The sequence below is a fragment of the Nocardia transvalensis NBRC 15921 genome (assembly GCF_000308875.1).
GTDB classification, from domain to species: domain Bacteria; phylum Actinomycetota; class Actinomycetes; order Mycobacteriales; family Mycobacteriaceae; genus Nocardia; species Nocardia transvalensis.
Window position 1 is genome coordinate 16,558 of the sequence record NZ_BAGL01000126.1, and the last position, 23,455, is coordinate 40,012.

The 23,455-nt window shown below is 70.7% G+C and carries 24 protein-coding genes; 10 read left to right on the forward strand and 14 right to left on the reverse strand.

Annotation, left to right across the window (positions count from 1 at the left end):
* Nucleotides 1-25 precede the first annotated feature (25 nt).
* Together ON41_RS34985 and ON41_RS34990 are read left to right on the forward strand one after the other, a co-directional pair.
* Nucleotides 26-427 (forward strand): PaaI family thioesterase, encoded by a 402-nt coding sequence (locus tag ON41_RS34985; RefSeq protein WP_040752856.1) that lies wholly within the window; start codon nucleotides 26-28, stop codon nucleotides 425-427.
* A gap of 165 nt (nucleotides 428-592) precedes the next feature.
* Nucleotides 593-1,651, forward strand: coding sequence for an MBL fold metallo-hydrolase (locus tag ON41_RS34990; protein WP_040752858.1), 1,059 nt, complete (start codon nucleotides 593-595; stop codon nucleotides 1,649-1,651).
* Here ON41_RS34990 and ON41_RS34995 read toward each other — a convergent pair.
* On the reverse strand, nucleotides 1,641-2,555 hold the full coding sequence (locus ON41_RS34995) for a quinone oxidoreductase family protein (protein ID WP_040752860.1): 915 nt from the start codon (nucleotides 2,553-2,555) through the stop codon (nucleotides 1,641-1,643). The genes ON41_RS34990 and ON41_RS34995 overlap by 11 nt on opposite strands.
* Before the next feature lie 192 nt (nucleotides 2,556-2,747).
* Between ON41_RS34995 and ON41_RS35000 the strand changes: the two genes are divergently transcribed.
* Nucleotides 2,748-3,365: a TetR/AcrR family transcriptional regulator gene (locus tag ON41_RS35000; RefSeq protein ID WP_040752862.1), complete on the forward strand. Its 618-nt coding sequence runs from the start codon at nucleotides 2,748-2,750 to the stop codon at nucleotides 3,363-3,365.
* Nucleotides 3,366-3,480: 115 nt separating this feature from the next.
* Nucleotides 3,481-4,542, forward strand: coding sequence for an NAD-dependent epimerase/dehydratase family protein (locus ON41_RS35005; RefSeq protein WP_040752864.1), 1,062 nt, complete (start codon nucleotides 3,481-3,483; stop codon nucleotides 4,540-4,542).
* A gap of 6 nt (nucleotides 4,543-4,548) precedes the next feature.
* Here the strand turns inward: ON41_RS35005 and ON41_RS35010 are convergent, their stop codons facing one another.
* From ON41_RS35010 to ON41_RS35020, 3 genes are read right to left on the reverse strand one after another with little or no spacing between them, the layout of a single operon-like run.
* Nucleotides 4,549-5,571: a sensor histidine kinase gene (locus ON41_RS35010; RefSeq protein ID WP_040752866.1), complete on the reverse strand. Its 1,023-nt coding sequence runs from the start codon at nucleotides 5,569-5,571 to the stop codon at nucleotides 4,549-4,551.
* Entirely contained in the window at nucleotides 5,561-6,253 is a 693-nt protein-coding gene (locus ON41_RS35015; protein ID WP_040752868.1) for a response regulator transcription factor, read from the reverse strand. Before ON41_RS35015 ends, ON41_RS35010 begins: the two co-directional genes overlap by 11 nt.
* Before the next feature lie 5 nt (nucleotides 6,254-6,258).
* The gene (locus tag ON41_RS35020) at nucleotides 6,259-7,695 is read right to left on the reverse strand and encodes a hypothetical protein (RefSeq protein ID WP_040752870.1); all 1,437 of its coding nucleotides are present in this window, start codon (nucleotides 7,693-7,695) and stop codon (nucleotides 6,259-6,261) included.
* A gap of 123 nt (nucleotides 7,696-7,818) precedes the next feature.
* Between ON41_RS35020 and ON41_RS35025 the strand changes: the two genes are divergently transcribed.
* Together ON41_RS35025 and ON41_RS35030 are read left to right on the forward strand one after the other, a co-directional pair.
* A complete protein-coding gene (locus tag ON41_RS35025; protein ID WP_246829658.1) occupies nucleotides 7,819-8,484 on the forward strand; it encodes a glycosyltransferase family 2 protein in 666 nt (221 codons plus the stop codon).
* Entirely contained in the window at nucleotides 8,481-9,224 is a 744-nt protein-coding gene (locus ON41_RS35030; RefSeq protein ID WP_083905852.1) for a TIGR04282 family arsenosugar biosynthesis glycosyltransferase, read from the forward strand. Before ON41_RS35025 ends, ON41_RS35030 begins: the two co-directional genes overlap by 4 nt.
* A 4-nt stretch (nucleotides 9,225-9,228) precedes the next feature.
* Here ON41_RS35030 and ON41_RS35035 read toward each other — a convergent pair whose 3' ends face one another.
* From ON41_RS35035 to ON41_RS35050, 4 genes are read right to left on the reverse strand one after another with little or no spacing between them, the layout of a single operon-like run.
* Nucleotides 9,229-10,395, reverse strand: coding sequence for a serine hydrolase domain-containing protein (locus ON41_RS35035; RefSeq protein WP_040752872.1), 1,167 nt, complete (start codon nucleotides 10,393-10,395; stop codon nucleotides 9,229-9,231).
* A gap of 39 nt (nucleotides 10,396-10,434) precedes the next feature.
* Complete coding sequence (locus ON41_RS35040) at nucleotides 10,435-11,604, reverse strand: permease (protein ID WP_040752873.1); 1,170 nt, start codon at nucleotides 11,602-11,604, stop codon at nucleotides 10,435-10,437.
* Nucleotides 11,605-11,619: 15 nt separating this feature from the next.
* Nucleotides 11,620-12,483: an LLM class F420-dependent oxidoreductase gene (locus tag ON41_RS35045; RefSeq protein ID WP_040752875.1), complete on the reverse strand. Its 864-nt coding sequence runs from the start codon at nucleotides 12,481-12,483 to the stop codon at nucleotides 11,620-11,622.
* Nucleotides 12,484-12,526: 43 nt separating this feature from the next.
* Nucleotides 12,527-13,732, reverse strand: a complete 1,206-nt coding sequence (locus ON41_RS35050) for an MFS transporter (RefSeq protein ID WP_051163189.1) — start codon at nucleotides 13,730-13,732, stop codon at nucleotides 12,527-12,529.
* 93 nt (nucleotides 13,733-13,825) lie between these two features.
* Here ON41_RS35050 and ON41_RS35055 point away from each other — a divergent pair, with 93 nt between their 5' ends.
* Together ON41_RS35055 and ON41_RS35060 are read left to right on the forward strand one after the other, a co-directional pair.
* Complete coding sequence (locus ON41_RS35055; protein ID WP_040752878.1) at nucleotides 13,826-14,197, forward strand: ArsR/SmtB family transcription factor; 372 nt, start codon at nucleotides 13,826-13,828, stop codon at nucleotides 14,195-14,197.
* A 57-nt stretch (nucleotides 14,198-14,254) separates the two neighbouring features.
* Nucleotides 14,255-14,656, forward strand: coding sequence for a nuclear transport factor 2 family protein (locus ON41_RS35060; protein ID WP_040752880.1), 402 nt, complete (start codon nucleotides 14,255-14,257; stop codon nucleotides 14,654-14,656).
* Nucleotides 14,657-14,667: 11 nt separating this feature from the next.
* Here the strand turns inward: ON41_RS35060 and ON41_RS35065 are convergent, their stop codons facing one another.
* The 4 genes from ON41_RS35065 to ON41_RS35080 form a co-directional block, all read right to left on the reverse strand.
* Nucleotides 14,668-15,516 carry an SDR family oxidoreductase gene (locus ON41_RS35065; protein WP_040752881.1) on the reverse strand — a complete coding sequence of 283 codons (849 nt, stop codon included), beginning with the start codon at nucleotides 15,514-15,516 and terminating at the stop codon, nucleotides 14,668-14,670.
* Between the two features lie 92 nt (nucleotides 15,517-15,608).
* Nucleotides 15,609-17,090: an MFS transporter gene (locus ON41_RS35070; RefSeq protein WP_040752883.1), complete on the reverse strand. Its 1,482-nt coding sequence runs from the start codon at nucleotides 17,088-17,090 to the stop codon at nucleotides 15,609-15,611.
* Between the two features lie 178 nt (nucleotides 17,091-17,268).
* Nucleotides 17,269-17,589: a hypothetical protein gene (locus tag ON41_RS35075; protein ID WP_157185741.1), complete on the reverse strand. Its 321-nt coding sequence runs from the start codon at nucleotides 17,587-17,589 to the stop codon at nucleotides 17,269-17,271.
* 103 nt (nucleotides 17,590-17,692) lie between these two features.
* Nucleotides 17,693-18,991 (reverse strand): aldehyde dehydrogenase family protein, encoded by a 1,299-nt coding sequence (locus ON41_RS35080; protein ID WP_051163191.1) that lies wholly within the window; start codon nucleotides 18,989-18,991, stop codon nucleotides 17,693-17,695.
* A gap of 482 nt (nucleotides 18,992-19,473) precedes the next feature.
* Here ON41_RS35080 and ON41_RS35085 point away from each other — a divergent pair, with 482 nt between their 5' ends.
* A complete protein-coding gene (locus tag ON41_RS35085) occupies nucleotides 19,474-20,505 on the forward strand; it encodes an AraC family transcriptional regulator (protein ID WP_063710005.1) in 1,032 nt (343 codons plus the stop codon).
* Nucleotides 20,506-20,591: 86 nt separating this feature from the next.
* Nucleotides 20,592-21,182, forward strand: a complete 591-nt coding sequence (locus ON41_RS35090) for an HdeD family acid-resistance protein (RefSeq protein WP_040752890.1) — start codon at nucleotides 20,592-20,594, stop codon at nucleotides 21,180-21,182.
* 61 nt (nucleotides 21,183-21,243) lie between these two features.
* Here ON41_RS35090 and ON41_RS35095 read toward each other — a convergent pair whose 3' ends face one another.
* Both ON41_RS35095 and ON41_RS35100 read right to left on the reverse strand, forming a co-directional pair.
* Entirely contained in the window at nucleotides 21,244-21,855 is a 612-nt protein-coding gene (locus ON41_RS35095) for a TetR/AcrR family transcriptional regulator (protein ID WP_051163193.1), read from the reverse strand.
* Nucleotides 21,852-23,300, reverse strand: a complete 1,449-nt coding sequence (locus ON41_RS35100) for a hypothetical protein (protein WP_040752892.1) — start codon at nucleotides 23,298-23,300, stop codon at nucleotides 21,852-21,854. The genes ON41_RS35095 and ON41_RS35100 overlap by 4 nt, the downstream gene beginning before the upstream one ends.
* Nucleotides 23,301-23,455 lie beyond the last annotated feature (155 nt).

The window sequence follows — 23,455 nt, forward strand, 5'->3', positions numbered from 1 at the left end:
CGCCAGCACCCGGCATGCTCGGTCCATGATCGATACCGAGGGGACGCAGCTGTTCCACACGACCATGCCGTTCACCGAGAAGCTCGGCATCGAAGTGCTCGAGCACGGGCCCGAGGTGGTGCGCAGTCGCCTGGCCTGGGACGAGAGCCTGTGCACCCTCGGCGGAGCCCTGCACGGCGGCGTCCTGATGGCACTCGCCGACGCGACCGGCGCGGTCTGCGCCTACCTGAACCTGCCCGCGGGAAAACAGGGCACGACCACCGTCGAATCGAAGACGAACTTCCTGCGCGCCGTCCGCTCCGGCCACGCCGTCGCCACGTCCCGCCCCCTCCACACCGGCCGCACCCTCATCGTCGTAGAAACCGAAATCCACGACACCACAGCCAAACTCGTAGCCAAGATCACCCAAACCCAAGCCGTCCTCTGACCCACCCCGTTCCCAAATTCGTTTCCCGGCATGCTTTCGGCCGGGAACCACCTCCCCGCAACCGTGGGTTTCCGGCCAAAAGCGTGCCGGAAGAATGGGGGTGGCCGGGTGCGCGAGGATGGGCAGGGTGCCGGAAGGCACCGTCATGATGGACCGGAGGTTGCGATGGGTGACGGGGTGCGGGGGTGGTGGGCAGGGGTGCGAACGCCCGAATTGAGTGTGCCGACGGCCGAGGAGACGGTGGCGGCGCGGCGGCGGTTCTTCGGGGACGACGTCGTGGATCCGGTGACCGGGGCCGTGCGGGCGGATCGGGTGGTCGTGTCGTGGTTCGGGTGTGCGAGTTTCGCCGTGGCGATGGGTGGGACGGTGCTGCTGCTCGATGCCTGGGTGCCGCGGGGCGCGACCTCCGGGTACGTGCCGACCACGCCGACGGAGGTGGCGGCGCTGCGGCCCGCGGCGATCTGTATCGGCCACGGACACTTCGATCATGCCGCGGATGCCGGTCCGATCGCGCGGGCGAGTGGTGCGGTCGTCCACGGCACCGCCGAGCATTGCGACACCATCCGCGCGAGCCTCGGCAGTGACGCCGTAATAGACTGCGTGACACTGGGTTCCGAGGATTCCGAGCCCGGTGACCGGTACGAGCGGGAGATCGCCCCCGGCTTGGCGGTCACCGTCGTGCGGCACCTGCATTCCGCGCCGACCGGCCGGGACCGCGGTCCGTCCGGTTCGCCCGCCGTGCGACCGGCCCCGTGCCCCTGCGATATCCGCGTGCACCGGCCCGCCCTCGCCGACACCGCGCACCTGCTGACGCACCTCGCCGATCCGGAGGGCGGCACGCTGCTGTACCAATTCCGTACCGGCGACTTCACTCTCACCTGGCACGATTCGTCCGGGCCGCTGCTGGACCGCGCGCCGGGCGTCCTGGACGTCCTGCGCGACCTGCCCGCCAGCGATCTCCAGCTCGGAGCGGTGCAGGGGTTCAACCAGTTCACCAACGGCCTGCGGGACCCGCGCAGCTATATCGAGGCGGTGCGGCCCAGGGTGTTCGCGCCGAGCCACCACGACAACTGGCTGCCCGTCATGACGGCCCGCGGCGAGGCGTTCCGGGAGCCGCTACGGGCGGAGCTGGCCCGCATCCCCGCCGACCGCCGCCCGGAACTGCGCATGCTCACCGATCGCGACGACTACCTCGCACCGGCCCGGCTGACCTTCACGGTGTGACGCCGGCGGTGCGCAGCACGACCCGGCCGCGATTGCGCCGCGTCTCGATCAGCTCGAGCGCGGCCTCGACGCGATCGAACGGGAACTCCACGTGGCGCGGCCGGATGTGCCCGTCCGCCAGCAGTTTCCACAATTCGCGGCGATAGGACGCGACGAGGTCCGGCTCCGTCCGCGCGAGCAGGCCCACCGAGAATCCCGTGACGGTCTTGAGGTCCGCCAGCAGGCTCCCGGCCGCGATATTGCCGCCCCCGGCGCTGTAGGCCACGAACCGGCCGTGCGGCGCGAGCGCGTCCACGCCGCGCTGCACCAGGTCGCCGCCGACGCCGTCCACGACGACATCGAATCGCTCGTCCCACGGCTCGGCGTACGACATCACCGCGTCCGCGCCGCAGTCGCGCACGAACTCCGCCTTGTCCGGCGAGCCGACCGCACCGACCACGCGGGCCGCGCCGAGCGCCCGCGCGATCTGCACCGCGAGATGTCCGCTGCCGCTGGCCGCGGCGGTGATCAGCGTCGTCTCCCCGGCCGCGCGATGCCCGGCGCGGACCGCGCCCATCGCCACCAGCCCGCCGCGCACCAGGGCCAGCCCGTCGGCATCGCCGACCTCGGCGGGGATCTCGGTCACCAGGGCCGGGACCGCGAGCACGTGGTCGGCGTAGACGCCGTCGAACACCACGCCGCCCACGCGCTTACCCACCCAGTCCGACGGGACGTCCGGACCGGCCGCGAGCACCGTGCCGACCATCTCACCGCCCGGGTCGGCGGCGGTGCCGGAGTTCAGCATTCGCAGCAGACCCACATGGACGCCGACCAGGTCGGTGCGGACCAGCAGCTGCCCGGGACCGGGCTCGGGGAGCGGGCACTCGACGAGTTCGGGTCGGCCGCTGAATCGAATCTTGCGCACAGATCGCGCCTTTCGGTGGTCCGGGGCGGGGGCCGAGCGCCCCCGCCCGAGGTGTCTCGGGACGCGCCCTAGCAGGTATTCCGTGGCAGCATGCGCATTCTCCTTCCGATAAAACTTACAACGGACGTAAGATTAGCCTCGGCCTACTTAGTACGTCAATGGGAAATTTACCACCGTGGTAATCTTCCGGCCGTGAGCACAGCAGAACCGGGACTGCGGGAGACCAAGAAGCGCGAGACCCGCCAGTCGATCTCCGATCACGCCACCCGCCTGTTCATCGCGCACGGCTTCGAGGCCACCACCATTGCCGACATCGCCGTGGCCGCCCGGGTGGCGAAGAAGACCGTGACGAACTACTTCCCCCGTAAGGAGGACATGGCGCTCGACATCCACCACGAGTTCGTCTCCTCGCTCGCCGACACCGTCGCAACACGAGCTACCGGCGAGTCCGCACTGTCCGCGCTACGTAACGAATTCCACGCCGCAGCAGCCCGTTTCGATGCCCGCGCCGGATTCTCCGGTCCGAACTTCTGCCGCATGCTCACCGCCAGCCCCACGCTCACGACCCGCCTGCGCGAACTGCACGAGCTGCGGGAGATCGCCCTCGCCGAGGTCCTGCCCGGCGACGACATCACCCGCCGGGCCGCCGCCGCGCAGTTCGGGGCCGCGCACCGCCTGCTGTTCCAGCGAGTTCAGGAACTCACGCTGCGCGGGATGTCGCGTACGCGCATCGCCGCCACCGTCCGCGAGGAGGCCGACCGGATATTCGGCATGCTCGAACCGGGCCTCGGCGACTACGCGGTCGCCTGACCGCCGTCGGTTTTCTTACCGATCGGTGACGCGCCCGCGCGTTTCGCCCCACGGTAGGCCCGCAGCGGCAAGGATCGGGGCATGATGCCGACCGCGACACCCCTGACCTGAGCCGATGCGGGTACTTCTGACCGGCGCCGCCGGATTCATCGGTTCGCATATCCACCGTGCCCTGATCGATTCCGGTGACGAGGTGGTCCCGGCCGATCTCATGCTGGCCGCCGCGCACGGCGACGACGCCCCGGCCCCCGACGGCGTGCGCCGAGCCGATGTCCGCGACCCCGAGGCGGTGGCCGACCTGCTGCGCGGGGTTGATGTCGTCTGCCATCAGGCGGCCGTGGTGGGCGCGGGCGTCAGCGCCGCCGACGCCCCCGCCTACGCCAGCCACAACGATCTCGGCACGGCCGTCCTGCTGGCGGCGATGGCGCGAGCAGGGGTCGAGCGGCTGGTGCTGGCCTCGTCGATGGTCGTCTACGGCGAAGGCCGGTATCGCACAGCCGATTCCGAGGTGGCCGACCCGTCGCCCCGCCGCCGCGAAGATCTCGACCAGGGCCTGTTCGACCATCGCGATCCGGTCACCGGCGCACCGCTGACCTGGGCCCCGATCGATGAGGACAGCCCGCTGCGGCCGCGCAGCCTCTACGCGGCGAGCAAGGTGGCGCAGGAGAACTACGCCTGCGCGTGGGCCGCGGCGACCGGCGGCGCGGTGACGGCGCTGCGATACCACAATGTCTACGGAGACGGAATGCCCCGGGACACACCATATTCCGGTGTCGCGGCGATCTTCCGCTCCTCCGTGGAGGCGGGCGAGGCGCCGCGCGTCTTCGAGGACGGCCGCCAGATGCGCGATTTCGTCCACGTCCGCGATATCGCCGCCGCCAATGTCGCGGCGATCCATCGCCCGCAGCCGGGTTTCGTGCCGCTCAACATCTCCTCCGGCACCCCGATCGATATCCGCACCGTCGCGACTCTGCTGTCCCGCGCCGCCGACGGCAAACCGCCCGTGGTGACCGGCGAGTACCGCCCCGGCGATGTCCGCCACATCGTCGCGAGCCCCGCGAAGGCCGCCGAGGTCCTGGACTTTCGCGCCGCCGTCGACCCCGCCGACGGCATCACCGCATTCGCGACCGCGCCCCTGCGCGCGGCGTCCGGTACCGGCGCCCCGACGTGGCGGTGACCGGTCTCAGTCAGGTAGCAGGGGCAGGCGAATCTCGAAGCGGCAGCCCACCTCTCGATTGCAGGCGGTGACGGTGCCGTGGTGTGCCTCGATCAGTCCGGCGGCGATGGCCAGGCCCATACCGCTGTTGGAGCCGATATCGCCCGCCGCCGGGGAACGTGCGGCGGTGCCGCGATAGGCGACCTCGAAGATGCGCGGGAGGTCGGCGGCGGCGATCCCCGGACCGGTGTCGTCCACGCGCGTCCAGGCCCAGCCGTCGGAGGCGCCGGCGGAGATATCGATCCGGCCGCCGGACGGCGTGTGTTCGATGGCATTGGCGACCAGATTGGTCAGCACCCGGGTCAGGGCGCGATCGCTGCCGGAGACCACGATCGGCGAATCCGGCTGCCGCGCCGCGAGACTCACCCGGGCGCGGTCGGCGGTGGGCTGGTTGGCGGCGGCCACCTCGTCGATCAGCTCGCGGAAATCCAGTGGCTCCACCCGCAATCGGAGGGCGCCGGAGTTGATCTTCGACATCTCGAACAGATCGTCAACCATCGCCGAGAGCCGATTGGTCTCGCGCACGATCTGATTCGCGTAGCGCTCGATGGTGTCCGGCCGGTCGGCCACCCCGTCGACCAGCGCCTCCCCCATCGCGCGAATCCCGGCCAGCGGGGTGCGCAGGTCGTGGCTGACCCACGTCACCAGGTCGCGGCGGGACCGTTCGGCGGCGCGCTCCTGTTCGCGCATCTGTCGCTCCCACACCGTCTTCCGCGCCTGGACGCGGCCCAGCACGACGGCCGCGGGCACCGCCACGACCGTGACGACGCCGAGCACGGTCCCGATCCGCCGCAGCTCGTCGGTGAACATCATCCCGCTGACCGCCACCACGCCGGCCAGGCCCGCCAGGGTGGGGATGAGGACCAGCACCACCATGCTGGTGGTCAGGCTGCGATTGTGGGTGAGCCGGATGGCGATGGCGCCCAACGCCACCACCGGCACCGATCCGGCCAGCGCGTAGCCGATCAGCTGCGGTAGATCAGTCGGCATCGTCGTCCTCCCCCGGCCGGTCCCAGGCGTAGCCGCGACCCCAGATCGTCTCGATGCGGTGCGCTGCGCCGAGTTTGGCGCGCAGGCGCTTGATGTGCACGGTGACGGTGGACTGATCGCCGAACGACCAGCCCCACACCCGTTCCAGCAGTTCGGTGCGGCCGAAGACACGGTGCGGATGGGCGAGCAGGAAGGCCAGCAGGTCGAATTCGCGAGCGGTCAGCTCCACCCGCCGGCCGTCCACGAGAACCGATTGCGCACCGGGGCGGAGTTCGATACCGCCGCTGCGCAGCACCTCGTCGCCCGTGGGTGCCGGCCGGTTCGTCCGGCGCAGCACCGAGGCCACGCGCAGCGCGAGTTCGCGGGGGCTGAACGGTTTCACGATGTAGTCGTCGGCGCCGGACCGCAGGCCTACCACCCGGTCCTCCTCCTCGCCGAGGGCGGTGAGCAGGATGATCGGCATATCGTAGTGCGGGCCGGCACGCACCGTCCGGCACAGCTCGATACCGTCCGGCGGCGGCATCATGACGTCCAGGATCGCCAGGTCGATCTCGTTGCGCGCCAGCACCTCCGCCGTCGCGGGACCGTCGGCGGTTTCCACCACCGACAGTCCGTCCCGCTCGAGGTAGCGGCGCACCACCTCCCGGACCACCGGATCGTCGTCGGCCACCAGAATGCGCATGAGACTTACCAACTCGTCAGTAGCAGGTGATTGAGCAACAGCGCCGCCACCGCCTGGGCGGCGAGCCACCACCGTACCGAGCGCGGTGGCAGCAGCGCGGTGGCCGCGAGCAGCCACATGTCGAAGGGCAACCAGATCCGTTCCGTCTCCGCCTTACTCAGCCCACTGAGGTCGGCGGCGACGATCGCGGCCAGTCCCGCCGTAGCGAGCAGAGCCGCCGGATCGACGACCGCTCGCCACCGCTCGAGATACACGGAGAGCGCCCTCCGAATCTTCACCGGCCCAGCATCGTTGCCCGTCGCCGGACCCTCTCGGATCATCCGGCCCAGACCCAGCCCTCGCGCGACACGATGGCCCGCGGCCACCGTCGCCAACCCCACCGCGCACACAGTGGCGGCCAGATTCCCCCACACCCAGTAGGAGTACGGGCGCACGCTGGCTATGCCCTGGTAGTAGCGCTCGATTACCAGGTGGTATCCGTCGAGCCACCAAAATCCGGAGGCGGTGAAGGCGGCCACGACGAGCGCGACCCCGATCAGGGCGGGCAATGCCGGACGTAGACCACGCGCGAGCAGTACGGCAGCGGCGGGGATCACCATCAACACCAGCCCGTAGTTCAGATACAGGCCGAATCCGAACAGCGATCCGGAGACCAGGGCGACAACCGGCCACCCCGTACCGCGCCGGGTCGCGACGGCGAGCAGCGCGACCGCCCAGGCCGTGACGCCCGCGAACAGGGCATCGGCGGATACTCCGATCCAGATCGCCGCCGGCGCCAGCGCGAGGAACGGGGTCACCGCGCGGGCGCGATCGGGCGCGCCCAGTGCCTTCAGCGCGATCGGGACCGCCACGGCCGCACTGCATCCCACGACCACGCACGCCGCGCCCGCCCACGCCCCACCACCGAGCCCGATACGGTCCAGCCACACGAAGACCAGCAGCGCTCCGGGAGGATGCCCGGAGGTGTGCGTGGTCCACGAATCGGGCTGGAAGTCCAGGATCCGGTCCGAGAACCCGCGCAGCATGACCCCGATATCGCCGACCCCGCCCACCTCGTGCAGATACTCGTGCCAGGTCGTCAGCCGACCGGCGAATCCGCGCTGCCACCCATCGATCATCGCCAGCGAGAACGTCCACGCCATCGCGGTCACCCAGGTCACCAGCAGCAGCCGCCCCCACGGCAGGCGGCGCACGGCGACCGGACCGAGGCCGACCACCAGAACAGCGACGGCGACAGCCGGACCGGTCCCCCAGCCCACATGCGGCAGCCACCCGCCGAAGATCGGCGCCGCGGCCGCGTAGATGAGATCCCGATAGTGTTCGCCACGAATTCGCGGGACCACGAAGGCGACCGCGACCAGAACCGCCCCCGCGCCGGCGCACAGCAGGTCGGCACGGCCAGCGGCACGCCGGCGGAGACGGGGAGGGGACGAACGCTGCACGAGTTCACCCTAGGCGGCGGCACGACCGGAATACGCACCAACTGCGCGTCCGCGCCCCGCCGTCACACATTTGTCACCGGTTCAATGACCCCGGATCGCGCGCGCGGGTCATACGGTCTCCTTGTGACCGATACACGCAGCGCACACGACATCACCGTGGTGATTCCGTGCCACAACGAAGCCGGAGCGTTGCCCGGCGTACTCGCCGCGGTCCCGCCCGGATATCGGGTGATCGTGGTGGACAACGCGTCCACCGACGACACGGCCGCGGTCGCCCGCGCCGCGGGGGCGACGGTCGTCAGCGAGCGGACTCCGGGATACGGCTCGGCCGTGCACGCCGGAGTGTGCGCGGCCGAGACCCCCGTGATCGCCGTGCTGGACGGCGACGGTTCCATGGATGCCGGAGAGTTGCCGTACCTGCTCGGCGACCTGGAACCCGGCGTCGACATGGTGGCCGGGCGGCGACGGCCGATCGGATCCGGCGCCTGGCCGTGGCACGCCCGGCTGGGCAATGCGGTGATCGCCGGGATGCTGCGCCGCAGGCACGGCCTGCCCGTGCACGATATCGCCGCCATGCGGGTCATCCGCCGCGAGCAACTGCTGGAACTCGGTGCGCTGCACCCGCGTTCGGGCTATCCGCTGGCGCTGCTGATCGGGGCGGCGCGGGCCCGGTGGCGAATCGTGGAGCGCGACATCAGCTACCGGCCGCGCACGCACGGGGTGTCGAAGGTCTCCGGATCGGTGACCGGCACCGCACGCGCGATCCGCGACTTCTGGAGCGTGCGATGAGAACCATCGACGCCACCCTGCTGGTCATCGCCAAGGCCCCGATCGCCGGATTCGCGAAAACCCGCCTCACACCGCCGTTCTCGCCGCGCGAGGCGGCCGAACTCGCGGCGGCCGCCCTGCTCGACACCCTGACCGCCGTGCGCCACAGCGGTATCCGGCACCGTGTCGTCGCGTGGACCGGGGATCTGGAGCGCGCGGAACGCGCCGACGACCTGGCCGCGGAGCTGGCCCACTTCACCCTCGTCCCGCAGCGCGGCGACACCTTCGGACGACGACTGGCCCACGCGCACAACGACGCCGCCGCCTTCGGCCTCCCGGTTCTGCAGATCGGCATGGACACCCCGCAGGCCGGCCCTGCCCTGCTCGCCGCCGGCGCCACACGGCTGCTCGACTGCGGCGACACCGTGCTGGGCCGCGCCGCCGACGGCGGCTGGTGGGCGCTGGGACTGACCGACCCGGGCTCGGCCCGCGTCCTGGCCGACGTCCCGATGTCCACCAGCAGCACCGGCGAACGCACCCGAACGGCGCTGCGCGACATCGGATGCCGGATCCACCGCCTCCCGGTTCTGTCGGATGTCGACACCGTCGCCGACGCCTTCGCCGTGGCCGCGGAGTACCGCGGACGTTTCCCGCGCACCCTGGAACGCCTCCGGCCGGATCACCTACCCGCCACCCCGGGCGGCGGAACGCCCCGATGGGACACGGCCACAACCACTGTCGGCGTCGCCCACTCGGACTGAACGGTCAGCCCAGGACGCCGTTCACCGCCGCGACCAGATCGGCCGCGCGGAAGTCCGGCGCGCCCTCGACGATGTGGTTGGTGACATAGCCGAACGCGATGCCCCGCCGCGGATCGCCGAAGGCCAGCGATCCACCGCGCCCCGGATGCCCGAACGCCGACGGCCCGCTCATCGGGAAGGTCTCGGTGGGCAGCATGTATCCGGAGGCGTAGCGGTTGGGCAGAAGCAGCACGCGGTCGATGCCGTTCGCCTGTTCGCGGGCGGCGGCGGCCACCGTCTCCTCGGTCAGCAACCGGATCCCGTCGACCTCGCCGATCAGCGCGGCATACAGCCGCGCCAGCCCGCGCGCCGTCCCGATGCCGTTACTCGACGGGATCTCCGCGGCCTGCACCGCGCGCGAATCGAAATCGGGATCGGCCGGATCGGTCACCGCGAAGGCCCGGGTGAGCAGGGATTCCGGATCCAGGGAGGCGGCGACCATCGCGCGCATATCCGCCGGAATCGCGTCGAGCGGCACCGCGGACAGATCGGGCTTGGGCGCGAACACCAGCCGGCTCACCCGGCCGCGCTCCTCCTCCGGCAGCCCGATGAAGAAGTCGACGCCCAGCGGCCCGGCGATCTCCTCGGCCACGAACCGGCCGGGCGACCGGCCCGACACCCGCCGGATCACCTCGCCCACCAGCCAGCCGAAGGTCCGGCCGTGATAGCCGTGCGCGGTGCCCGGCGTCCACGACGGCCGCTGCGCGGCCAGCGCCGCGACCATCGGGTCCCAGGCCAGCGCGTCGTCGAGCGGGACGGGCCGATCCAGCGCCACCACGCCGGACCGGTGCGACAGCAGCCAGCGCACCGGGATGTCGGTCTTGCCCGCGGCGGCGAACTCCGGCCAATACCGCGCGACCGGCGCGTCGAGGTCGAGTTCACCGCGTTGGGCCAGCAGATGCGCGGCGGTCGCGGTGACGCCCTTGGTCGCGGAGTAGACCAGTTGGAGTGTGTCGCGTTCCCACGGCCGGTCGGTGGCCGGATCGGCCAGACCGCCCCACAGGTCCACCACCGGACGCCCGTCGCGATAGACCGTCACCGCCGCCCCGATATCGCCGTATTCGGCGAAGTTCCGGGCGAACGCGTCCCGCACCGGTTCGAATCCCGGTTCCACCGTCCCGTCGATCGTCATGCCTGTCTCGAACACCGGGCCGGGGCCGGGGATTCCCGTTCAGGACGCGGGTGGGTGTTCGCTGTGGTCGTGCGCTGTCTCCGGTGCGCCGCCCATCATGCGCAGCATCGGGAGGCCGCCGGTGCGGGCGAAGCGGATCACCAGGACGGCCGCCAGGGCCAGGAATATCAGGTTCAGCCAGGTGGTGTAGTTCCAGCGGATGCCCTCCTCCATCACCATGGCGTTGCGCTGCGACGGGATGAGTCCCATTGCGCCGAAGAGGATTTCGACCGCGTAGCCGGCGCCGACCATGGCCGCGTAGAAGGCGCCGAGGATGGTCAACATCATGCGGGTGCCGTAGTACTTCCGGTAGATGTTCAGGATCGGCAGGATCAGCAGGTCGGCGAAGAGGAAGGCAGTGACACCGCCGAAGCTGATGCCGCCGTTCCACAGCACGGCCGCCAGCGGCACGTTGCCGATCGAGCACACGAACGCCAGTATCGCCACCAGCGGCCCGATGATCGGGCCCCAGATCGCCGACAGCACGGGGTGCTCGGTCAGAAAGAAGCTCTGCCAGAACGAGTCCGGCACCCACGCGCCGATCGCCCCGGCGACGAGCAGGCCGATGACGAGATCGCGCAGGATCGCCGCCCACTCCATCACGAAGACGTTCGAGACCGCGGTGAACCCGCGCGGCGACAGCAGGCGGGCCACGAAGGATCCGCCGCCGGTCACCGACATGTCCATGGCCGCATGGCCTTCCATCGATCCGGCCACGCCCCGGTCGGCCTGCCGCCGGGCCGCGTCGATCAACCGGGACCGCACGAACAACCGGAACAGCACCGCCACCAGAACGATCATGATCGGTCCGCCGACGAATTCGGCCGCGGTGAACTGCCAGCCCATCAGCAGGGCCAGGATGATGCCGAGTTCGACGACCAGATTGGTGGAGCCGATCTCGAAGGCCATCGCGGCGGTGAAGTTCGCGCCCTTGCGAAACAGCGAGCGCGCCAGCGCGACCGCCGCGTACGAGCACGAGGAGGACGCGGCGCCCAGCACCGACGCCAGCGCGAGCGTGCGCGGCCGGTCGTCGCCGAGCAGCCGCACGACCGTCGACTTGCGCACCACCGCCTGCACGACGGCGGACAGTGTGAATCCGAGGATCAGCGCCCAGAGGATCTCCCAGGCCATCGACCCGGTCAGGGCGAGCGCGTGGGCTATCGCGTGCATCGCGGCATGGGGCGGTCAGACCTCAGCCAGCCTCGGCGCCAGGGCCGCGACCCGCTCGGTGTAGTCGACCGGGTCGCCGTCGGGCATCAGGTCGAACTGCGTGATACCCAGGGCCGCATAGCTTTCCGCCGCCTTCAGGAATCCGTCCGGATCCTCGACGATCGGGCCGAGGTAGACGGCGGTCTTGCGGATGGCGTCGTAGTCGGTCCCCTCGGCCGCGCAGTGCCGGCGCAGCACGTCCAGCTTGTGCGCGACGTCGTCGGGGGTGGAGGCGAACAGATTGCACGCGTCGGCATAGCGCGCCACCAGCAGCAGGGTCTTCTGCTCGCCACCGCCGCCGATCAGGATCGGCGGGCGCGGGCGGCTCAACGGCGCTGGGACGCACAGGGTTTCGTCCAGTTGATAATGCTTGCCCTGGAAGGGGCCGTTGTCGTCGCTCCACATCTGCAGGCAGATCCGCACGGTCTCCTCGAGGCGCTCGAACCGCTCCGCCATCGGCACCAGCGGCACGCCGAGCCCGCGCTGTTCGCGCTCGTACCAGGAGGCCCCGATGCCGAGCTGCCCGCGCCCGCCGGACAGCACGTCCAGCGTGGTGACGATCTTGGCGAGCAGGCCGGGATGCCGGTACATCACACCGGTGACCAGCACCGACAACCGCATGCGCGAGGTGAGGGCGGCGACGTAGCCGAGCGTGGTGTACGCCTCCAGCATCGGCTCCTCGGCGGTGCCGCGGTGCTCCATCTGGAAGTAGTGGTCCATCACCGTGAACTCGGTGAATCCGGCGTCCTCGGCGATGCGCGCGCTGCGCCCGATCGATTCGGCGGTCCGCGCCGGATCGGCCGGTGTCGTGAAGTTCCAGTAGTGCAGGCTCAGGTCCATAGCTTCCTCTCGCGAGACGAAGTGGCCGCACGTGGGCGACGCCCTACGCGCTCACCCTAGTCCCCCGTACCGCCGCCACCATCCCGGCCAGCGCGGGCACGCCGACGACCAGGGCGAATACCGCCGCGCCGCGCGTCACCCCGATCGCGTCCCCGAGGTATCCGGCGGCCACCGGCAGCGCCGCCGCCGGGATGTATCCGCCGATGGTGAGCGCCGCGTTGGCCTCGGCGCGCCGGGTGTCCGGCACCGCGGTGAACAGCAGGGTCAGCCCGCCGAGCTGCCCGAGTCCCTGCCCCGCGCCCGCCAGCACGGCGGCCGCGATCAGCGCCGCGAGCGAGCCGGCGACCGCCGCGACACCGAGCGCCAGCATCGCCGCTACGGTCGACACCGCGCCCGCCACCAGCACCGTCCGGACGGCCAGCGCCCGCGCCGCGAACTGGGCCCCGGTCGCCGCGGCGAACATCGCGAAGGCCATGGCGCCCGCGACGATCGGAGTGCTCGCACCCAGCAGCCCGGCCAGGAGAACGGGACCCAGCGACAGGACGAACGAGGTCGCGGTGATACCGGGCCCGAATACCGCCACCCCGGCCGCGAGCTGCCCCCGATTCTCTCGCGGAACGGACGGAACTCGCAGCCAGGCAACGGATTTCGCCGAGGGCACCGACGACGGCAGCCCCGCGACGACGACACCGGCGGAGACCAGCAGCACCGCCTCGACGGCGAAGACGAGCACGGTCGGCGCGGGCAGCAGCTGCGACAGCACGCCCGCGAGCAGCGGCCCGGTCCCCGCGCCGAACACCATCGCCGTGGAGGCCGCCAGCGCCGCCAAGCCCTGCCGCTCGGGCCCGGCGACATCGGCGACCGCCGCCATACCCGCCGACACCGTCGCCCCCACCGCGATACCGGTCAGCACCCGGGCCACCCCGAGCGCCGCCACCGAACCGGCGGTCGCGAACAGAACGCACGCGATCAGCGCCAGCGCCACCCCCGGCAGCAGTACCGGCCGCCGCCCGATCCGGTCGGACAGCACGCCCGCGACCAGCAGCGCGCCGATCAGGCCCACGATGTATCCGGCGAAGACCACCGTCATGGTCCCGGCCGAGAAGCCGAGCCGCGCCTGCCACAGCGGATACAGCGGGGTGGCCGCGTTCGAGAGCACGAACACCGCGAACACCGGCCAGGCGGCGAGCCAGATACGTCCGGTGCGCACCGGCGTGAACGCCGCCGGGCGGGACAGCAGGGTGACCATCACTAACCTCCGGGATTAGTACGAGAATTCTCGTATAAGTACGAACAGAGTCGTACTGTAGCACCACTACGAGAAAAGTCGTACAGTGTCGGCATGGCCACCACCGCAACCCGGCGCTGGGCCCGGCACCCCGAGCCGCCCGGCGCCCCGGACCCGCTGCCCGAACCGGCGCCCGCCGACATCCGGCTGGAGACGGTCCTGGGCGCGCTCAGCGATCCGCTCCGGATGGGAATCGTCAGGACCTTGCTGCTGGAGGCCGAGGGGTTCGACCATCCCTGTGGCTGGTTCGGCATACCGCGCCCGAAATCGTCGCTGACCCATCACTTCCGCGCGCTGCGCGAGGCCGGTGTCCTGCGGCAGCGGCAGTACGGGCTGGAGCGCCGCAGCCAGGTGCGCATCGACGATCTGCAGGCGCGCTTTCCCGGACTCCTCGATCTGGTCGCCGCCTGGACGCCCCCGGAATGAGCGCGGTGGTCGCGATTGCCGCGTGTCGGCGGCGGGGTTCGCCCCATACTTGCGGGCATGACGATCTCGACCGCGGACCGGCTGGCGATTCACGAACTGCTGGCATTGCACGGGCATCTCAGCGATGCCGGGGCGTTCGACCGGATGACCGAGGTGTTCACCGACGATGTGGTCTACGACATGAACGAGTACGGCGCGGGCCTGGTGCACGGCCTCGCCGCGCTACGGGATATGGCGATCGAGCTCGGTGACCGGAATCCGGTGGGACACCACGTCACCAACATCATCATCGCCGCGACCGACGGCGATACGGTACTGGTGCGCGCCAAGGGAATCGGCGTCGCCACCGACGGCACCGTCGGCAGCGTCACCTACGACGACATCGTCCGCCGCACCCCCGACGGCTGGCGCATCGCGCACCGCCGAGTGGTGCCGAGGCGGAGACCGTTGGCCCCCTGAGCCGTTCACGCTCATGCGAACAACGCGCGGTGTTCCCGCGCCCAGTCGAGGAACGTACGCGGCGGCCGACCGGTGATTTCTTCGACCTCCGGATGTACCACCGAGGTGAAGGATTCCAGCGCCGTGGCGCGCAAAGCCATGATGGCGTCGGCTATTTCGGGCTCGACGCCGAAGCCGAGCAGCGCGGCGCGCGCCTCCTCCGGCGTCGACTCCGCGTAGCACAGCGGGCGGCCGAGGACGTCGGCCAGGATCTCCGTCTGCTCACCCGGCGACAGGGCGCGCGGCCCGCTCAGGGTGTAGACGCGGCCCTCGTGCCCCGGCTCGGTCAGCGCCGCTGTCGCGACGGCGGCGATATCGCGTGGATCGACGACCGCGATCCGGCCTTGCCCGTACGGCGCGGACACCGTATCGTGCGCGCGGATCGATGCCGCCCAGTGCAGCGCATTACTCATGAAACCCAAGGGGCGCAGCATGGTCCACGCCAGGCCACTGTCCCGGACCGCGCGTTCGCCCGCTCGGTGCCAGACCGGAATCGGGTCGCCCGCCGCCGGATCCCCGACCCGTCCGGAGGACAGCTTCACCAGATGCCGCACCCCCGCGTGCGCGGCGGCCTTCGCGACATTCGCGTCGTGCCTGGGGATGTCGGGCCCGGCCGACAGCAGGAAGACGCGCTCCGCCCCGGCGAACACATTCGTGAGATCGTCCGGATCGCCCAGATCCGCGCGCACGACCTCGGCCTCGGGCGGCAATCCGGCCTCCTCGGGCCGCCGGGTGACCGCTCGCACCCGGTTACCCGACGCGAGCAACTGGTCGACCACTTCGCGGCCGACGGTCCCGGTGGCTCCGGTGACGACAATCATGGGGCACTCCTTCATTCGGCTCCTGCGGGCCATCCCGCGCCCTCGAGCCTGCGGAGTGCGTGCCGATCAATCCACCGAGTGGCCGGGCGGCGTCACATATCCGACGCGCCGACCGCCCTCCACCCGGAAATCCTCCCCAGCAGGCGGGCGGTATCGATACTTTCCGCGGTGCCGCGCGGGGCCCGGGTGCGCTGCCACAGCAGGACGAGCACGGCCGCGGCGCCGGCGAACATCAACGCCGCGGTGACCCCCAGGCCCACGGTGAACGGATGCGCGGCCCCCGCCCCGCCCGCGGGCACGGGCGCGGACAGCCCGAGCCCCAGCCCGAGCGTCAAACCCAGCTGTCCGGCAATCGTTTTCGCCGCCGCCGCGGTGCCGGCGGAGTCGGCCGGAACCGCCGACATGAGTTCCGCCGACTGCGTGTTCTGCACCCACATGACGCCGAATCCGACCACCGCGAAAATCAGCGAATACCGGGACAGCTCCGTGTCCACCCCCATGCGCGCCAGAACCACCACACCCGCCCCGACGCACAGCAGCCCGGAGACGTACATCGGCCGCACCGGCACACCACGCTCCCGGGCCGTCACCGCGAGGACCGCGCCGAGCACCATGCCGAGGTAGAACGGGATCACCACCACCGCCGCCAGGGACGCCGACAGGCCGCGCTCGTGCTGGATCGCGCCGAGGGCCCGCACCGCGACCATCGCCGCGGCGCATCCGGCCAGCACCCCGGTCAGGCACGCGGCGCGGAAGGGCCGGGACGCGAACAACCGCAGCGGCGACCCCGGTCGCGGATTCCGCAGCTCCCGCCGGACGACCAGCGCCACCACCCCGAGCGCGCCGACCATCGCGGCGAGCGCCCAGAGATCGGTCCAGCCCCGGTCCGCGACCACGCTCAGGGCGCCGACGAGACCCGCCGCGGCGGCCGCGGCCGGCAGCAGATCGAGCACGCCGACCGCGCCCGGCTCGGCCGCCTTCGAATCCGGGACCGCCAGCCAGGCCGGTACGAGAAACAGCACAGCCAGGAGACCGACGGTGAGATAGCCTGTGCGCCAAGTCGTTCCGTCGATCAGCCCGATGCCGATGACACTCGCCGCCATGACAGCCACCGACTGCACGCCCAGCCACACCCCGAATACGCGCGGCAGATCGGCCGCCGCGAACAGGGCGGGCAGGATCGCCAGCGTCATACCGAAGCTCGCGGCCAGCCCCGCGCCGGTCAGTGCCCGCCCGAGCACGAAGACCAGCGGACCCGACGCGTAGGTGGTGAGGACCGCGCCGATCGCCACCACGATGACGCCACCGAGCAGCACTCGCCGCCGCCCGAACCGATCACCGAGCAGGCCGGTCCCGAGCACGCACGCGACCAGCGTCATGGCACCCGTGCAGGTGGCCGGTACGGCGGTCCCGGAGTTCATGCCGAAGTACTCGGCCGCCCGCGGCGCGGCGATCGCGTTGATCACCGCGTCGCCTCCCAGCAGACCGGAGACCAGGGCGAGGGCCAGCAGCGCCAGCGCCCTGCGGGGTCGAAGCCGCCGTACCTGATCGGGCCAGACTTGCGAACTCGGCATGCCAGCCTCCCTGCCACACTTACTCGGTCGGTAAGCCCCCGGAGCGGGGCGGCAAACGTTCAGCATGTCGAGTATCCGAGAGTGAAACACCCTCAGACAAGATCATTTGCCAATCGGAGACCGAAGCGCAATCAACCGGCACGCCGGATGCTCGCGCGGGGCAGGGTGACCGGCCCGGTCAGCGAGGCTTGATACGGCCCGCGGAGACCAGCGCGTCGTAGGCCGCGGCCTTGCGAGCGCAATCGGCGACCGTGCAGTCCAGGTGCTGCTGCATGGTGCGATGCGCCTCGGGCACGGCGAACGGATGCTCCGGAGCGGTGTGCGGCAGCGCCGCGGGAACCGCCACGGCCGGAGGGACCGATTCGGCCAGCAACCGCTGGCGGATCTCGGCGACGCTGGTGCGGCCGGTGGGCAGGCGCTGCGGGCGCACGCTCATCACCAGGGCCACCATCACGCCGACCATCACCATGGTCGCGGCGAAAACCTGCCAGCCGCCCATCATTTCACCTCCCCCGGGGCCGAAGTGACTGCGTTGTCCACATATTCGCAACAGGTGTTCATGACTCTCTCATGGATTCCGAATTACCTTGATGCAGTGGGTATTACGCGTACCCCGGCGGCGCGAGGTGGACCGAGACATCGTTGCGGCCCACCCGTGCCGCCAACAGCCGACCGGCGAGGTACCGGGCGGCCGCGTCGTCGCCGGTCCACACGCTCACGCACGGACCGGACGGATCGTTGGCCGGGATCAGGGCCGCCTCGGCGTCGGCGACCCGGACCACCGGCAGGATCGGGCCGAGCGTCTGCTGGGTGAGCACGCTCATCGCCGGATCCGCGTCGGCGAGCACCGTCGGTTCGAAGACCTGCCCCTCGGCGGTGCCGCCGATGCGCAGGCTCGCTCCCTTGGCCAGGGCATCCTGAACCTGGTCGCCGAGGTGGCGGACATGCGCCGCCGAGGTCACCGGCGTGACGCGGATATCGCCGGGATCGTCGGCGCCGAACGCGGCGACCTCGGTGACCAGCCGCTCGACGAACGCGTCGTAGACGGGCGCCGCGACGAACACCCGCTCGACGCTGTGACAGTTCTGCCCCGATTCGGCGAGGCCGCCCAGCGCGATGCCCGCCGCTGCGCCGCCGAGATCGGCATCGGGCAGCACGATCGCGGAGGACTTGCCGCCGACCGCGAGCCGGCACGGGATCAGCCGTGCCGCGGCCCGCAGCGCCACCACCTTGCCGGTCTCGGGCGAGCCGGTGAAGTACACGTGATCCACCGCGTCGACGACGGCCGGGCCGGCCTCGGGCCCGACCACCAGGTCCAGCACCGGCGGCGCACCGATCGCGGCCCAGCCCGCGAGGGCGGCGCGCACCGTCAGCGGCGTCACCGACGAGGGTTTGACCAGCACCGCGGAGCCGGCCATCAGGGCCGGCACCGCATCGAGAAGGGTCGAGGCCAGCGGATACGTCCACGGGGACACGACACCGACCACCGCACACGGGCGGTAGGTGATCGCGAGCTGGAGCGCGACGCTCGGGTTGCCGTGCGTCCGCTGCCAGGATGCGCCGAGAAAGTCGGCACCATGGGTGCGATGGTAGTCCAGCGCATCGATGCCGAGGCGGAATTCCCGCAAAGCCGCGGCAACCGACTTCCCGGTTTCCGACGCGAGCAGATCGGCCAGCGTATCCCTGTTGTCGGACAACCATTCCCGGAAACGCGTGAGCCACTGCACGCGTCCGACGACACCCATTGCCCGCCAAGACATCTGGGCCTGGCGCAGCGCGGCCGTCACCGCCCGGACGTGGTCCGGGCCGTGGATCGGCAGGGTGCCCAGCGCTCGGCCGTCGCCGGGCGAGGTCACGGTGAGCCAGGCGTTGCCGGCGGAATTCGGGTGGGTGGACAGCATTCGGCTCACTCCGGACGGTGGGGACGCGGCACGATCGCTCCGCGGCCGCGTACGCACATCGGGACGAAACGGAAGTCCGAAAGGAGAGAAGTGCGCCGATAGCGGTGCGGCATGTGAGAAACCGTATGGCTAACTTGCACCGGCAACCAGCGCGCAATGGGCCAGAAATCGGCGAATATCGGCCGATTCCAGCAAACTTACCGGCGAGTATCCCGTCGCGCGGGGCCTCTCGCCGCCACACCGGATGCCCTGCGGCACACCCGGATTCCCGGGGCAACCCACGAGATCCGAACGCGGGAACACCAGGTCGCTCCGGCGTCCCCGCGTTCACCCCGTCGTTCCGGTCCCGGAAGGCCCGGGAGCCCGGACATTTCGCCCGTATGCACCGCGCGCGGACGGTAAGAGGGGCGTAGAAAATACGGATCTTGCCCAGATCAGCGGATTAGGGCCACCGGAGCGCAAATCTCTGCGACGATGCCTAGGTGAACGAGCCTGCGCAGGTGCGGTCGATCAACGGTGTGGCGCTGCTGGCGGACTACGCGATCACGCGCGGTCTGCGAATGCCGGACGTTCTGCGGGGCAGCGGCATTCGCGAACAGCAGTTGCAGGATCCGAGCGGTGAGATCACGCTCGATCAGGAACTCACCCTGTTGCGCAACGTCGTCCGGGGTGTTCACGACGAGCCGGGACTCGGCCTGATGGCCGGGCTGCTGTGCCATCCGCCGTCGTTCGGGGTGCTCGGATTCGCCGTGATGAGCAGTCCGACGCTGCGCCACGCGGCCGATATCGGCGTCCGCTACGCCGATCTGTGGTTCACCGTCGCCCGGCACGGCCTGGTGGAGCACGGCGACGAGCTGTGGCTGGTGCGCGACGACAACGGAGTCCCGCCGGATCTGCGCCGTTTCACTCTGGAGCGCGACTTCTCGGCTATCGCCACCATCCAGCAGGATCTGGTGCCCATGCGGGTGCCGACGCTGCGGGTGGAGGTCACCGTCGAGCCGCATCCGGTCTACGAGATGTTCGCGACCATGCTCGGCGTCGACAAGATCACCTTCGGCGCCCCGCGGTCCCTCATGGCCTGGCACCGCAGCACCCTGGACGTCCCGCTCCCCCAGGCCAATATCGCGACCGCCCGCTTCTACGAGCAGCAATGCGCGGACATCATGCAGCGCCGGCGCAGCCGCGGCGGGGTCAGCGGGCGGGTGCGGCAGCTACTCATCCGGCACGGCGGGGTGACCGACCAGTCCCGTATCGCGGCCGACCTGGATGTCAGCGTGCGCACCCTGCGCCGCCGCCTCGCCGACGAGGGCACCACCTTCCGGGAACTGAGCAACGAGACCGTCGGCCTGCTCGCCGAGGAGCTACTCGTCGCCGGGCTGACGGTGGAGAACGTGGCCGACCGGCTCGGCTACTCCAGTGTCTCCGCGTTCACCTCGGCGTTCCGGTCCTGGAAGGGGCAGCCGCCCGGGCACTTCGCGCGAGTGCACCGCGGGCGGGCCATCGCGCGGGTGTAGGGGTGTGCCGGGGTCCCGACCCGCCGTGATGACTTCGAGACTGCTCAATCCGGTTCAACGAGGCGAACTGGTCTTATTCTGCGTCAATGGCACCAACTAACGAAGAAGTCTTCGAAGGGCCATTACATCAACTGGCCCGTGGCGCGTGGCAATCCATGCTGTTCATCGCACTCCTGTCGGTGGTCATCGGCATTCTGGTCCTGGTCTGGCCAGGGCCGACACTGGTGGTCGCCGGCGTTCTGTTCGGCATCTATCTGTTGATATCCGGCATTCTCCAGCTGGTCGCGGCCTTCGGTCCGCACGTCAGTGCCGGGTGGCGGGCGCTGTCGCTGGTCAGTGGCATTCTGGCCTTCATCCTGGCGTTCTTCAGTTTCCGCCACATCGGCAACGCGATCGTCCTGCTGGCGCTGTGGATCGGCATCAGCTGGCTGTTCCACGGCATCGCGGTGCTGGTCGGCGGCGTCGAGGTGGCCAAGGGCGTGCCGGGGCGCGGCTGGGCGATCTTCTACGGCGTCGTGCTGCTGATCGGCGGCATCGTGCTGGTGGTCTGGCCGATCGGCTCGATTCTCACGCTCACCCTGGTCACCGGCTGGTGGCTGATCATCATGGGCATCGTGGAGGGGTTCTACGCCTTCCAGGTGCGCAGCGCGGCCAAACATACTCCCGCCGAGGTGTGACACCCCGCCGCCCACCACCTCCGCCCCGGCGAATTCGTCCGGGGCGGAGCCGTTTTCGGAGTCATCCGGTCAGGATCGCCAGACAGGCGTCGCGCAGTGCGGCGACGCCGATGACCGGCCGCTCGTGCCGGCCCGGATCCGCCAGGTGGCGTTCGCGGTCGCCCAGCGCGGTCACCATGAGCATCGAGGCCAGCCGCAACCGTTCGGCGAACACCTCGCGCGGCAGTCGCGGCAGGGCCCGGCGCAGGCATGCGGTCAGTGCGTGCACGCTGTCGGCCTCCGGCTGACCGGCCGCGGTCGCCGCGGGATCGTAGCGCGGGTTGCGCATGGTCTCGGCCATGAACCGCAGGTAGGAGCCGGGTTCGGTGCGCGCGTCGAGGGTTTCGGCCAGCGGATCGATCAGCGCGGCCACCAGTTCGGCCACATCGCCGTCGCGGCCGGACCGCCGCAGCGCGTCGAGCCGTTCGGTGCGCCGCGCATTGACCTCGGCCATGCGCCAGGCGTAGATCGCCGCGACGAGCCGATACTTGCTGCCGTAGTGGTAGGCGACGGCCGAGGTGTTGCGCTGTCCGGCGGCGGCCGCGATCTGCCGCAGCGATACCGCGTCGATGCCGAACTCCGCGAACAGCCGCTCGGCCGCCACCAGGATGCGTTGCGGCGCCGCCGCGGTCACCGTGCCGCCGCGATGCGGAACAGCCCGGTGGTGGCGCCCTGGTACTGCGTGCCGTCCGGTGCGATCGAGCCGACCATCTCCAGCGGGTCCGCGACCGCGCTCGCGCCGATCCGCTGCCGGGTGCGGACCTCGCCGGTCGCGGGGTCGACCACGGTGTAGTCGAACGTGTCCGCCGGGGTGGTCGTGCCGCCGGGCAACGCCGGATTCCGGGTGACGGTGTAGATGTCGCCGTCGGCCAGCGACAGACGCGGAACGGCCGCGGAAGCAACGGAATTGGTCCATCGCACCGCGCATCCGGCCCCCGCGGGGTCGATGTCGACGCGGGTCATGCCGCCGGTGAATCCGGCCGTGGGCGGATCGCTGGGCCCGGCCGTGCCCGCGGGGTACGGGTATCCGTACGTACTCGCGACGACGACACTGTTCCCCGAGCCGATCGGCGAGTTCTCGGTGCCGCTCGGGCCGGGCGGCAGCACCGCCACCGAACAGATCTGCCGGCCGGTGGCCGAGTCGTAGACCAGCAGGTTCTCCTGAGGCGTGGCATTGTCGGTGATCGTCACGTACTCCGAACCGGTGCGGGGGCCGAAGAAGGTCGGGGTGGCGCCGGTCCCCCAGCTCAGCTGGCCCGGCTTGCGTGCGGGGCCGCGATCGTAGTAGTGACTCCAAACCACCTGCGGGACACCGGATTCACTTGCTCGCACCAGATACAGCGCGTGATCACCGGCGATTGCGACACCTTCCGCGGCGGAGGCGATACTGTTCGCGACACCCTCACCCGAACCCAGCGAAATCGACTGGACCGCACCGGTTTCCGGGTCCAGATAGCCGGTCCTCCCGTGATCGGTGGCGAACCAGATCCGGCCGTCGCGATCGGGCACCAGCGATTCGACGGCATCGCAGCCCGCTCCCCCGCACGGCTGGGTCACCGCGGCGGCAACCGAGACCGTGCGCCGAGCGACCAGCCGCCAAGCCCCGTCCACCGCCCGGTCGTGCCCGACCCAGGTGATCGAATCCCCACCGGTGGCGACCACGAAATCGCCTGCGGCATCGACATATCCGTACACGCCGCCGAGCAGGCTGCCCGACGGTAGCGGCAGCGTGGCCAGCGGATCACCGGTCGCCGGGTCGAGCAGGTACACGACCGGCGACCGCGTGGCGATCGACGTGCACAGCGCCTGAGGCAACCCGTCCGCCCCGATCAAGATGGTGGGGCACGCGGCCCCCAACTCGACGAACCGGGCCGCCACCGGCCCGGCCCCCGGCCCCGGATTCGGCGTCGTGTCCGACGCTTCGGCATCCCCGTGCATGGTCGCCGTCCCTATCGGCCCGAGATGCGCGTTCGGCGGCGCGGCAGGCCCGAACTCCCCGGCCCCCGCACTCCCGCAGGCCAGCCCCACCACGATGGCGACACCCACCAGCCGGCCGACCCATCGCCCACTCGCACGCATACCGGAGAGGGTAACGCAAGTGCGTTAAACGTGCCGCCCATCGCCCACCGATTCCTTTTCCGAGACAGCCGCCGAGGAAGGAGAAAGGCTGCTACCGTCGACAAGGCGCGAGGTCAGCACGTTTTCACAGTGCGCCCCCACATCTCGGGGCTTCG